The organism is Streptomyces fructofermentans, assembly GCF_014651055.1.
Lineage (GTDB): Bacteria > Actinomycetota > Actinomycetes > Streptomycetales > Streptomycetaceae > Streptomyces > Streptomyces fructofermentans.
The window spans coordinates 36,421-48,765 of record NZ_BMWD01000033.1 but is presented as its reverse complement, the minus strand read 5'-3'; the positions used below and the strand labels follow the sequence as shown (position 1 = coordinate 48,765).

Annotated in this window: 11 protein-coding genes; 4 read left to right on the top strand and 7 right to left on the bottom strand. The window is 73.2% G+C overall.

The features are described 5' to 3' along the window. Positions 1–2: 2 nt before the first annotated feature. Positions 3–803: a hypothetical protein gene (locus tag IE265_RS32940; RefSeq protein WP_190039420.1), complete on the bottom strand. Its 801-nt coding sequence runs from the start codon at positions 801–803 to the stop codon at positions 3–5. Positions 804–1,358: 555 nt separating this feature from the next. On the opposite strand from IE265_RS32940, the gene IE265_RS32935 reads away from it, so the two are divergent. Then, positions 1,359–2,609: an MFS transporter gene (locus IE265_RS32935; protein WP_229916805.1), complete on the top strand. Its 1,251-nt coding sequence runs from the start codon at positions 1,359–1,361 to the stop codon at positions 2,607–2,609. A 74-nt stretch (positions 2,610–2,683) separates the two neighbouring features. On the opposite strand, the gene IE265_RS32930 is transcribed toward IE265_RS32935, so the two are convergent. Together IE265_RS32930 and IE265_RS32925 are read right to left on the bottom strand one after the other, a co-directional pair. Continuing rightward, positions 2,684–3,424 carry a VOC family protein gene (locus IE265_RS32930; protein ID WP_190039418.1) on the bottom strand — a complete coding sequence of 247 codons (741 nt, stop codon included), beginning with the start codon at positions 3,422–3,424 and terminating at the stop codon, positions 2,684–2,686. Between the two features lie 239 nt (positions 3,425–3,663). Further along, the gene (locus tag IE265_RS32925; protein WP_190039417.1) at positions 3,664–4,149 is read right to left on the bottom strand and encodes a hypothetical protein; all 486 of its coding nucleotides are present in this window, start codon (positions 4,147–4,149) and stop codon (positions 3,664–3,666) included. A 762-nt stretch (positions 4,150–4,911) separates the two neighbouring features. Between IE265_RS32925 and IE265_RS32920 the strand changes: the two genes are divergently transcribed. Beyond that, complete coding sequence (locus tag IE265_RS32920; protein WP_229916795.1) at positions 4,912–5,646, top strand: isochorismatase family protein; 735 nt, start codon at positions 4,912–4,914, stop codon at positions 5,644–5,646. Positions 5,647–6,048: 402 nt separating this feature from the next. Continuing rightward, complete coding sequence (locus IE265_RS32915; RefSeq protein ID WP_190039416.1) at positions 6,049–7,362, top strand: PP2C family protein-serine/threonine phosphatase; 1,314 nt, start codon at positions 6,049–6,051, stop codon at positions 7,360–7,362. 127 nt (positions 7,363–7,489) lie between these two features. Here the strand turns inward: IE265_RS32915 and IE265_RS32910 are convergent, their stop codons facing one another. The 4 genes from IE265_RS32910 to IE265_RS32895 all read right to left on the bottom strand — a co-directional run bounded on the left by IE265_RS32910 (position 7,490) and on the right by IE265_RS32895 (position 10,865). Next, positions 7,490–8,125: a Fic family protein gene (locus IE265_RS32910; RefSeq protein WP_229916793.1), complete on the bottom strand. Its 636-nt coding sequence runs from the start codon at positions 8,123–8,125 to the stop codon at positions 7,490–7,492. Then, a complete protein-coding gene (locus IE265_RS32905; protein ID WP_190039415.1) occupies positions 8,115–8,771 on the bottom strand; it encodes a hypothetical protein in 657 nt (218 codons plus the stop codon). Before IE265_RS32905 ends, IE265_RS32910 begins: the two co-directional genes overlap by 11 nt. A 218-nt stretch (positions 8,772–8,989) precedes the next feature. Continuing rightward, the gene (locus tag IE265_RS32900; protein ID WP_308434837.1) at positions 8,990–9,517 is read right to left on the bottom strand and encodes a hypothetical protein; all 528 of its coding nucleotides are present in this window, start codon (positions 9,515–9,517) and stop codon (positions 8,990–8,992) included. A 322-nt stretch (positions 9,518–9,839) separates the two neighbouring features. Continuing rightward, the gene (locus IE265_RS32895; RefSeq protein ID WP_190039414.1) at positions 9,840–10,865 is read right to left on the bottom strand and encodes an alcohol dehydrogenase catalytic domain-containing protein; all 1,026 of its coding nucleotides are present in this window, start codon (positions 10,863–10,865) and stop codon (positions 9,840–9,842) included. A gap of 346 nt (positions 10,866–11,211) precedes the next feature. On the opposite strand from IE265_RS32895, the gene IE265_RS32890 reads away from it, so the two are divergent. After that, on the top strand, positions 11,212–12,315 hold the full coding sequence (locus tag IE265_RS32890) for an SMI1/KNR4 family protein (protein ID WP_190039413.1): 1,104 nt from the start codon (positions 11,212–11,214) through the stop codon (positions 12,313–12,315). The last annotated feature ends 30 nt before the right edge of the window (positions 12,316–12,345 follow it).

Genomic DNA, 12,345 nt, shown 5'->3' with positions numbered 1-12,345 from the left:
CGTCAGAACGCACCCGGGTCCCACGACAGGTCCTCGACGACCTCCGTCCTCGGCGGGCTGTAGGTCATGGCCCGGTGCAGCCGGTCGCGCCCTTCGTCGTCCAACGCGGCCTCGGCCGGGTGCGGGGGAAGGCTGCGGCAGTACGCGGAGAACCGGTCCCTGCGCCACGGCCATACGGCAAGCACGACCAGGCCCAGTACCAGCGCGAACACGCCCCACATCAGCAGTCCCACGAACACGGCGGCCGCGACCTCGCCGCCCGGACCGGAGAACGCCCCCCTCACGTACAGCAGTTGGCCGGAGCACCAGCCCGCGAACAGCACCGTGACCAGGATCGCCGCGGGCTTCACGCGGTCGCGGGAGCGTGTGGCCCAACGCGGCCACCTGGCGTCCTCGGCCCGCAGGAAGGCATCGCGCCGCGCGCGGTGCTCGGCGTCCAGGTACAGCCAGTTGAGCGCCCACGGGGCGGCGTGGCCCCGCAGGGTGGTCAGCACGGCGGCCGGCACCGGATGCTCCGGCGTCATGTCGGGAGCGGCGCCCGCGGCGGTGACGGCCACCTGCCCGTCGTCCTTGACGCGGATCAGACCCGCCAGCAGCAGTTCGGCGGCTCCGGCCCGGTCCGCGTCGCGGCCGGGGTCGCGGTCGGTCGTGGCCACGGCGTGGTACGGGTCGATGTCCGCCGCGTCCAGCCGGGCGACGACGGCCCGGTCGGCCCGGTCACGCGCCCACCACAGCACGCCGAGCACGGCGTGGGCCACGCACAGAACGGCCGACACGGCCGTGAACAGCTCCCCTTGGCTCAACACCGGCCTCCCCTCACTGGGTCGGAGTTTCCCGCCCCGGTCCGCGTCCATGCACGGGTCACGCCGCCCGTCGCGCGTGCTCGCTCCTGCTCGCGTCCGGGAGGTGCCTCCGGCCGGCGCGGCCCACAACCTGCTTTCGCACCGGTCGAGTCGGCGGCTAGTGTCCGGGGACGGCAAGTGACCACGAGGAGACGAGAGATGCCCGGTCGTCCGAGCACGCGTTGACACTGTGGGCCGTCCGCGGCCCGTCATCGCGTGCCGCCCCCTGCTGTCGCGGCACAGCGAGCCTTCCTCCGCCCGACCCGCCGGCCTGCCCTTCGCGGCCGGTGCCGGGCCTCGCCGTCCGCAGTCCAGGGGATTCCCGTGCCGTCAGACCCGTCCATGTTCTCTCCGGCCCCTCAGCCCTCTCCGGCCCCGTGCGCCTCTTCAGCCTCCACCAACTCATGCGACTCACCCGACTCGTCCGACTTGTCCGACTCCGCTGGCGCCTCCACCGCCTCCACCGCCTCCACCGCCTCGGCCGGTCGCCGTACCGGTCGTCCCGCTCCGTCGGGCTTGTGGCGGGACGCCGACTTCCGCAGACTCTGGACGGGCCAGTCGGCGTCCCAACTCGGCGAGCACACCGGCATGGTGGTCCTCCCGCTCCTCGCACTCCTGGCCCTCGACGCCACGGCCGGCCAACTCGGTGCCCTCCGTGCGGTGGGGCAGGCGCCGATCGCCCTGCTCTCACTCCTCGTGGGCGCCTGGGTGGACAGGTGGCGAACCCGCACGACGATGCTGCTCGCGGACGTCGGCAGGACCGTGGCACTGGGCGTCGCCGCCGCGGCCTGCCTGCTCGGACTGCTGGGCCTGCCCGCGCTGTTCGCACTCGCCTTCGTCGTCGGGACGCTCTCCGTGTTCTTCGACGTGGCGTACCAGGCGTCCCTCGTACGGCTGGTGAGACGTGATCGGCTGATCCTCGGCAACAGCGCGCTGGAGGGCAGCCGGTCCGCCGCGCAGATCGGCGGTCCCGCCCTCGGCGGTGCGCTCGTCTCCCTGCTCCCGGCACCGGTCGCCGTTGCCTGCGGCGCCCTGCTGTTCGCGCTGTCCTCCCTGTCGATCCGTCGCATCCGGCGGATCGAATCGGTCCCGGAGCAATCCGAACGTCCTCCCCGGGTGTGGCGGCGCATCCACGAGGGCCTGCGCTTCGTCGCGGGTGATGCCGTGCTGCGCGCCGTGTGCCTGGCCTCGGCCGCCTTCCAGCTCTCCTTCGCGGCGACGGCGACGGTCCACCTGCTCTTCCTCTCCCGTCAACTGCACTTGTCGGGCACGGCCGTCGGGCTGGTGCTCGCGGCAGCGGGGCCGGGTGCGCTGCTGGGCTCCCTCCTGGCCGCCCGACTGCCGCGCCGGTTCGGGCACGGCACCGTGCTCGTGGGCGCGGCGGCCCTCGGCGACGGTGTGTTCCTGTGCGTGCCCGCCCTGCACGGCTCGTCCGGGAAGACGATCGCCGTACTCCTGGCGGTCGGCTTCGTGTTCGGGGCCGGCGGGCAGTTGGTGAGTGTCACGGTCATGGCCGTGCGGCAGGCCGTGACACCGGACGGGTTGCAGGGCCGCGTGGCGGCGACGATCACGTTCGTCGGCATGGGGCTGACCCCGATCGGTTCCCTGCTCGGCGGACTCCTGGCGCAGGAGTGGGGGTTGCGCGCCGGCCTGCTGGTCGCCGCCTCGGGCATGCTGCTGTCACCGGTGGTGATGGCCCTGTCCCCGCTCGCCCGCCTCGGCCGTACGCTGCCGGCGGCTCACGGCACGCCCGGCAGCCCCGCGTGATCCCGGCATTGAGGCGCTGAGGCGTTCAGGCACTCAGGCACGGTTGCATGTCGGCAAATCGGCATGTCTCCGTGTCAGGAAAGGGCGAGGACGCAGAACTCGTGGCCCTCCGGGTCCTCCAGGCACGTCCACGGGACGTCGCCCTGGCCGAGGTCGAGGTCGGTGGCGCCGAGGGCCCGCAGCCGGGCCGCCTCCGCCTCCTTGTCGTCGCCGGGGTACGGCAGCAGGTCGAGGTGGACCCGGTCCGGCACGGTCTTCGTACCGGGGACGCGGAGGAACTCGATGTACGGGCCGACCCCCTTGGAGGAGCGCAGCCCCGCCTGGTCGTCGGTCACCTCGTGCGGGGTCCAGTCCGTCGCACCGCCCCAGAACCGGGCCATGGCCCGCGGGTCCGCGCAGTCGACGACCACCGCGGCGACCGGACCGGTGTCCCGGTAGACCTCCCGCGGCTCCAGCACGCAGAACTCGTTGCCCTCGGGGTCTGCGAGGACGGTCCACGGCACATCCCCCTGCCCCACGTCGACGGGCGTCGCGCCGAGGGCCCTGAGCCGCGCGACCAACTCCGCTTGATGGGCCAGGGACTTGCTGGCGAGATCGAGGTGCACACGGTTCTTCGTACGCGACTTGGGTTCCGGGACCGGGACGACGTCGATGCCGAGGACCGCCGGGTCCGGCCAGACGAGTTCGCTGCCGGGGCCCACGTACGTGGTCGTGCCCGCATGGAACGCACTCCAGCCGAGCGCCTCCGCCCAGAACCGGCCGATCGCCGAGCTGTCCTGGGCCTTCACGTTCACGTGGACCGGTCGCAGTGCCATGCCGCCGATCCTATGCACGCGCCGCGACGACGTCCCGGACGTCCGCCGCGGCGGCCTCACTCGGACCGGACGAGACCCTCCGCGCAGCCGTCGGCCCCGCCCTCCGCGGCCGGGTGGCTCGGAGGAGCACACCCGCACGGCCTGCGAGGCCGCCGCGCGTCCACGTGGGACGGGCGACGGCCTCGCGGGACGCGGTCACACGGTGGGGCACCGCCCGGGTGCCCCACCGCCGGGACAGGTCAGTCCACGTACCACTTGCCGCACTTGGTGATGCCGTCGAGCTCGGCACAGGCGCGAGCGGCGTAGTTGGAGTTGTAGACGGACTGCGTGCGGCTGCCGGTGTACGGGCCGCACATCTTCCAGCCCTCGCTCTTCGCCTGCTGGTCGGTGACGATTCCCTTGGTGTTCGGGAACGAGTGGAAGCTGCGGTCGACCCACAGCCGGTCTCCCGCCTTGCGGCCGGACTTGATCTCCGCGCGGCTGTAGCGGTCGAGCGCCGACTCGTTCTGCAGCTCGACACGGCGGCCGTTGAAGTCGAACGAGGCTCCGGACCCGACGGCGCTGAAGACGCCGATGACGCCGATGCCGTCGCAGTCGTCCTCGGTGGCCGAGGCCGCCGACGCGGGGACGAAGGCGATGGCGCCGCTGCTGATCAGTACGGCCGAGGCCGCGACCAGGCGGCCCGTACGGGACTTCTTCACATGGGTTCCTTTGTTGGGTGACATGGTGGGGGGCTACCGCTGCGCCGGGCGGACCGGGACCGGAAGCCTGCGACACCGCACCGGACCCGAGGGCCGGGACGAGGCCGGCGGCGACTGCCGCGCGGCGCCCCGGACTACGGCGTGCGGGGTACTGCTGTTCATGTTTCGGCTTCCTTCCACGGCCCGAACCCGGGTGCGCTGCGCGTCGTAGGACGGCAGTCGTACGAGGCACCGAGCACCCCCGGACACAGGGATGTCCCGGTGCCCGGGCGCAGGGGTCTGTTGTCGTGCGGCCGGTCTCGCCGCCTCGGCCGGTGCGACGTCCACAGACTCCAGGACGCCTGGAGCTCCCGACAACCGCTGTCGTCACATCCGGGACGGTGGGGCTGTCCCACCCCTGTTGAGCTGGGAGGACAGGGAGACCCGGGGATGCCGTCCTGGGATCCGGAGACGACCTCCGGCTTCTGCGGGACACCTGGCGGGGGAAGCCGGGCGGAAACGCCGACGAGTCCGGTAGCCCGGCACGGCACCGGCAGGGATCGGCGCGAGCCGGGATTCGGCCCGCAGCCGTCGTGACGCCCCTGCCCCGCTCCGAGGACCGCGGGCAACCGGCGCCTCGCACCGGGCGGGCGCGGCCCACGCCCGCTCCCCGGACCGGACCCCGTTCCTCACCTGGCGCAAGACCCCCTTGTCACACTTTCAAGGGTTATTCGGTCCAACGCTGTGGACGACACCCCGGCATCGAGACGGAACTGTCCGCCCATCGCCGACGAAGAGGAGTGACACGTGCCGCACGCACCAAACGCAGGACCCCACGACACCCTGACCCCGGAGAACGCGGTCGTGCTGCTCATCGACCACCAGCTCGGTCTGATGCAGCTGATCGACGACATGCCTCCCGAGACGGCCAGGAACAACGTCCTCGGCCTCGCCCGCACGGCCAGGACCCTGGGTCTTCCCGTGATCGTCACCACCAGTCGCGACTGGGGACCCAACGGCCCCCTGCTGCCCGAACTGGCCTCGCTCTTCCCCGACGCCGAGGTCGTCCGCCGCCCCGGCGTCATCAACGCCTACCGCTGGCCCGCCTTCCGCGAGGCGCTGGAGGCCACCGGCCGCAGGAAGGTCGTCGTGGCCGGTGTCACGGACTCCACCTGCCTGTCGTTCCCGTCGCTGGACATGGTCCAGGACGGCTACGAGGTGCACGCCGTGATCGACGCCTCGGGAGCCGAGGCACCCGGGCAGATCGTCCGTGAGGCGACCGTGGCGAACCTCTCTCGGGCCGGGGTGCACATCAGGACCTGGTTCGGCGTCGCGGCGGAGCTGATCGCCGACTGGCGCCGGGACGCGGCCGACGGCTGGCCGCTGGCCACCGGGGCGGTCCACGACCACCTGCCCAGCTGGGGCTACCTCCTGGACACCGACATGGCCTACGGGAGCGGGCGCATGACCGCGCCCGAATGGTTCGAGGAGGGCAGGTCCGAGCCCACCGGCCGTACCCCGGCCACGGGTGACGGGCACTGACCGCCCGACGCGCGGAAAGGCGTGCCCTCCGGGGTACCCGGCACTCGTAGCGGCACCCCTGGCGCGAGCGGCGGGCCGTCGCCCCGGGCCCTCCCGGGCCGGACGCGGCGGGCCCGCGCACACGGCACCCCTCGCCCACGTCCGGAACAGGGCCCTCCATCGCGGCGGGCCCCCGCGGCAAGCCTCCACCCAGGGGCGGCGCTCCGCGCGGAGGCGTCACTCCGCGCAGGGGCGGCACTCCGCGCAGGCGCGACAGCCCTCGCGGAGGCGACAGTACGAAATCGGGCAGCGGGACAGCCGCAGGTCCAGGCGTCGCGGACGGACGCCGAAGGACGCGGCGCCCCGCGGCCCGAACGGTTCCGCGGCGATGGCCGAGGATTCGCGAGCAGGACAGGAAAGCACATGACCGTGAATGCGACCCCGGCCCGAGAACTGCCGGCGCAGGTGTCCGATCCGGCGCGACTGGCGGCGGTGGCGGCCTCCGGACTGCTGGACACCGGTCCCGAGGGGGCGTTCGACGACATCGGGCGGCTCGCCCTCGCCCTCACGGGCGCGGACATGGCGTTCTTCACCGTCGCCGACGAGCGGAGGTCGTTCTGGAAGAGCGCGGTGGGCGCGGTTCCGGCGGCCGAGCGCGAGAACGGCATCCACGACAGCCCGTGCCACCTCCTGATCGGGACCGGCAAGGAGCTTCTGGCGCCGGACGCGAGGACCGACCCGCGCATCATGGACCTCCCCGCCATCAGCGCTCTCGGAATGGGCGCCTGGGCGGGCTACCCCGTGGTCTCGCCGGACGGGCACGTACTCGGCGGGTTCTGTGTCATCGACAAGAACGCCCGGCCCTTCACCCCGCAGCAGTGCGAGGCCCTGCGCATCCTCGCGCGCTCGGTCTCCTCAGAGATCGCGCTGCGCCAGGCGCTGCGCGAGGCCCGGGCCTCGGGCGACGCCTCGGCCGCACTGGCCCGAACACTGCAGGAGAGCCTGCTGCCGCCCTGCCTCCCACGGGTGCCCGGACTCGACGTGGCCGCGGTCCACCGACCGGCCGACGCCACCGGCGCCATGGGGGCCGAGGTGGTCGGCGACTTCTACGACCTGTTCCGGACCCGCGACAGCAAGTGGTCCGCGGTGATGGGCGACGTGTGCGGCAAGGGCCTCGACGCGGTGAAGGTCACCACCCTCGCCCGCTACACGGTGCGCGCCGAGGCCAACCAGCACCACAACCCGGCCACCGTCCTGCACCGGCTGCACGAGGCGCTGGTCGACCAGCGCGTCAGCGAGCGCTTCCTGACCGCCGCCATGGCCGTCTTCGAGCCCACCTCCGAGGGGATCACCGGCCTCTACGCCAGCGCGGGCCACCCGCCGGCCCTGATCCGGCGTGCGGACGGCACCGTCGAGGAACTGAACGCGACCGGCATCCTGTTGAGCCCCGAGATCCCGGCCTCCCGCGACGACTTCGACGAGACCGCCTTCCGCCTGCACCCCGGGGACTCGCTGCTCCTCTACAGCGACGGCCTCACCGAGGCCCGCGACCGGCACCGCGGCCCGCTCTTCGGGGACGACCGCCTCGCCCGGACGCTGGCCGCCACGCACGGCGCCGACGCCGCCACCACTCTCGACCTGCTCTGGCGGGAGGCGTCCGCCCATGCCGGCGGCCATGCCGTCGACGACACCGCGATGATGATCCTCCGCGTCCCGCCGGAGTACGACGGCCACTGACCTGGCCCTGGGGCGCGCGGCCGGCGTACGGCACCCGCCCCCGGCAGTCACCGACGGCGGCCGTGCGTCGGTCGGCGACGGACGGCCGCCGAGGACCGGTACCCCGGAACCCGGAAGCGCCGTGCTCTCAGTGACGGGCTCCGGTGGCCCGGCCACGGGTCGCGCGGATGAGGACCGAGACCAGGACGGCGAGGTCCGCCGCGCCGGCGGCGTCGTCCGCGTAGCGCGTGGTCTGCAGCGGGCCGGCCCGATCCAGCCGGACCCGTTCCAGCTCCAGGACATGGCCCAGGGTGAGCATGGCCAGGCGGGCGTTGCCGTCCGGGAACGGGTGGAAGAAGGCCACGTCCAGAAAGGCCCTGGCCGCGCGGGCGGCCAGGGGGACCCGCGCGTCGGCGGCATCGCGCAGACACTCCTCGAAGTCCTGCCGGGTGTGCGGGGTGAGCGCGTAGCGTTCACGGCCGCCCTTGGCGAAGGCGTCGCCCTGCCGGAAGCCAACCTGCGGGACGCCGAGGACGAGCCGCTGCCATTCGGCCAGCAGCGGGTACGTGAGGGGGCGGCCCTGCGAGGCGTCCGCGCGCGTCCGGGTCAGCGCCACGAGCAGCCTGCGGCCCCGATCCCGGCTCGCGGGCCGGCTCTGCGTCCCGCACCACGCGGCGAGGCCGTCCTCGATCGCGTCGACCGGACCCGGCGTCGCATCGCCCGCGGCGGACCAGTCGACCCGGCTCCGGGTACGGCACCAGGCGGCCAGGGCATCAGCGCTCACGGTAGGGCCGTTCTCCGGTCAGGCCCACGGCGAGGTCCTCGCCGACGGTGTCGACCAGGGGCCGCGGTGGTGTCGTCCAGCTCTCGAACCGTCCACCGATCGCGGCCTCGACGGCAGCCCTCGCGTCCTCCGGACCCATGCCGGTGGAGGACAGGAACCAGGTCAGCACGGTGTGGCAGAGCCCGTACCAGCCGCATTCGGCACCCGTACGGTCCACGACGACGGTGACCAGGCGGGTGGCGGCCCGTTCCAGGTGCCAGCTGCGCAGCTCGGCGTCCGCCTCGGCGGGCGGCGCCAACTGCTGGAACCGTTCGGCGAGTTCCTCCAGCCAGTCGCGCCACTCCAGCAGTGACGCGATCACGCCGGCCGCTGTCGCCGCGGGTTCACGTACGGAATGGGAGGCGCAGCACCAGCTGCCGACGACACCGCCCCCGCCGCCCTCGCCGACCGCCCAGTGCCATCCGCAGGTCCACCGGCCGTAACGGGCCGCCAGCAGGACCGTGACCTCGTGGATGAAGCGGTGCTTCTCCTGCCATCCGGCGTCCGCGACGGGGACCATCGAGGTGATCTCGGCGGTGGTGCGGGACGCCTCCTCCTCGTCCCAGACGAAGGGAACGCGGTCGGGATCGGCGGCGGACCACGGCAACCGGGCCGGAGCGAGCTGGTCAGTGGTGGTCGTGGTGACTCCTCGGGAATCGGGCGGGGCAGAGCGCCGGGCGATTGTGCCAAACGCTCAAGGCGCTGTCATCCAGGTTTCGCGCGCGGCCGCGCGACCGCACCGCCGGACGAGGAGCGATGCCGCCGGGGGGGGGGACGGAGTCCCGCAGGGGGCGACGCGGCCCCCCGCCCGGCACATGCCCCGAGTCAGTGGCCCGCGGACACCTTGACCAGGACGACCGCGACACCGATGGCCGCGTCGAGAAGGCCTGCCAGGGTCGCGAGGAGGAGGCCGCCTCCCATGCGCACCCCGCCCGTGCACCCCCAGATGAAGAGCGAGACGACGCCCAGTCCCGCCGACGTGAGCAGGGCCGCGGAGAGGGACAGCACGTCCAGGGCCGCGAGGGCGATCATCACCGCGGGGCCCACCGCGCAGGAGAGCAGGGGGCTGCTGACGTACAGCATCCGGCGCAGTTCGCGTCCGGTGGCCAGATGGCGGTGGACCGTGCGGTGCGCCTGCTGGTCGGCGACGAACGCGGCGAGCCACAGGCCCAGGGCGGTCGTGAGGACGGTGGCCAAGGCGCCGGTCGGACCGGCGTGGCCCAGGGACAGTCCCACCACCACGGCGATCATGGTGATGGTCGCGTAGATGCGCTCCTTGAGCCGGTCCGCCAGCGCGCCCGCGTCCTGCTCGGGCGGCAGCGCCGGCTGCCCGTCGTCCACCATCTGCCGCATCGCCCCGTTCCGGTCCCGCACCGCGTTCGCGCCCGCCCTGGTGGGCCGGCGCCCGGGCCTCGACGGGCCTGCACGGACGATACTGCTGACGACACGTCAAAAAGCGGCACCGCGCAGGCCTAGCGTGTCCGCGCGGTCCCGCCGAAGCGGCCCCCCGCACGGGCCCGTGCGGCTCCTGCTCAGTGGTTGACGCACACGCGGCACAGGCACTCGTCGGACGCGGCTCGTCGACCGGTGACCCCGGTGACCCCGTGCCGTGCGGCCGCACAGCTCCGCGTCCGCGGGGGGCCGCCGCGGCAACTCCGGTCCGGATCCCGCCCGGTCAGCCGTTGGTGAGGACCATCCGGAAGCGCGCCTCGCCGGAAAGCATCTTCCGGTACGCCGCCTCGGCCTCGCTCAGCGGCAGCGCCTCGACCGTGGGACGGATGCCGTGCAGGGCGCTGAAGTCCAGCGTGGCCTGCACGTCCTGCGCCGTACCCGAGGGGTGGCCGCGCACGACCCGGCCCGCCAGGATGAGCTGGAGCGGGGTGATGTCCAAGGGTTCGGGCGAGATGCCGATGACCACGAGTTCGCCTCTGGGCGTCAGCCCGTCGACCGTGGCCGTGATGGCGGCGGAGTCGCCGGCCGTCGCGAGCACCACCTTGGCTCCGCCCAGGGCCTGCAGCGCCTCCCCGACCGGTGTCGATCCGGTGCTGTCGATGTAGTGGTGCGCGCCGAACCGCTCGGCCAGCTCGGCCTTCTCCTGCCCCCGGGCGATGGACACCGTCTCGAACCCCATCGCCCTGGCGAACTGCACGCCGAGGTGTCCGAGACCGCCGAGGCCCACCACGGCCACCCGGTCGCCCGGTTCCGCGACGCTGCGCCGCAACCCGTTGAAGGTGGTCACTCCCGCGCAGGCCATGGGCCCCGCGTCCACGGCCGACAGGGACTCTGGAATCCGGGCCAGCGCGTCCACCGGGGCGATCATGGACTCGGCGAAACCCCCGTCGTAGGCCCAGCCGGGAACCTTGAGGTTCTCGCAGACGATGAAGTCGCCCTTCCTGCAGGGCGTGCAGTGCCAGCAACTGCCCCCGAACCAGCCCACTGTGACGCGGTCCCCCACCTTCCAGCCGTAGCCCTCGGCCCCCTCGCCCAACTCCTCCACGCGCCCGGCGACCTCGTGCCCGGGAACCAGGGGAAACCGCACTCCGGCCAGGCCGCCGCTCACGAAGAAGTCGTCGCTGTGGCAGATGCCGCAGGCTTCGACGGCCAGCCGCACATGGTTGGGGCCCGGCGCCGGCACATCGCGTTCGACGACCTCGAAATGTCCGTTCGCCGTAGCCACCTGCGCGGCGCGATAGGTATCCACAGGGGTGCCTCCGTGATCTGGAACGGATGCCACCGCGGCCAACGGCCAATTCCGGCGTCACTCGTCGACGAGGGCACCGAAGGTCGTGCTCGGACTCTCCACCACAGGCGCCGCGTCGCGACCGGGACGGTCCGTATCACGCTTCGTCCTGCCGTCGCCGGCCACCGCGGTCCGGCACAAGACCCTTCCATCCCACCATCGGCCGTCCGGAGCGGCAACCGCTGGCCGTCGGAGATCGCCGGGACGCGCCCCCTCCCCCGGTCCTCACCGGCAGCCACGCCGCAGGGGCACCCGTACGCTCCCCCGACGGGGCAACCATTCGCCGGGCTCGGAGGTCCCTGCACGCATGAACGCCTCGGATTCCCACGTCACCGCCTTCGCCGACCTCTTCGGCCCGCCCCCGGACGGTCCCGCCGTCCCGGTCGACTGGGCGGCGGTCGAGTCCTGGCTGGGCCTGCGCCTGCCCGCCGACTACAAGGCCGTGGCCTCCGCGTACGGCCCGCTGGACATCGGCGAACACCTGTGGCTGCACACCCCCTGCGGGAACAAGGGCTGGTTCGACTACGGGACCTGGGTCCTGGAGGGCCGACGCGACGCACCGGGCGTCATCCCCTTCGGCGCGACGCGCACCGCGGACACCCTGTACTGGGACACCACCGCGTCCGTCGACCCCGACCGGTGGCCGGTCGTGCTGCGCTGCCAGGACGACGAGAACGCGGGCCGCGACCCCTGGCGGCGCTTCGGCACGCCCCTGCTGCCCACCCTGGTCCGCCTGGTGGCCGAGGGACTCCGGCCCTCCGCGGTCCGTACGGCCTTCCTCACCGACCTCGAACCCGGGGCGTGGACCCCGCCCGCCCGACGCCCTGAACCCACGCCGGAGCAGCGGGCGGCATTCGCCGAAGGCAGCGGCCTGGAGACCCTGATCGCCCTCGTGCCCCCTCCCGCCGCACCCGATCTCGGGGAACACACCTGGGACTGGCTGTACGAGCGGCTGGGCACCCGCCTGCCCACCGAGTACGTGGACTTCATGAAGGCCTACGGGGCCGGGTGCTGGGCAGACTGGCTCAGCTTCAACACCCCGCTCGGCCCGGACAAGTACGACCTCGCACCCGTGGTCGAGTGGTTCGGGGACGCCTACCGCGACAGGCGCACCCGGTTCCCGCAGTTCAACCCGCTGGCCGTCTGGCCCGAGCCGGGCGGCTTCCTGCCGTTCGCCGACTCGATCGACGGCGACCAGTTGTGCTGGCTCACCGAGGGCGCCACACCGGACGACTGGCCGCTGATCGTCGTGCCGCGTCACGCCCAGCAGGGCCCGCCGCTGCCGGGCACCCTCACGGACGTGCTCCTGGACTGGCTGCGCGGCCACTTCACGACGGAGGGACTGCCCCGGGTCGCCGAACCCCACGAGGACGCTCTGGACCACATCGGCTTCGCACCGTTTGTCGTGTAGCGGGGAAGTCCACGCCAGCGACCGCGACTT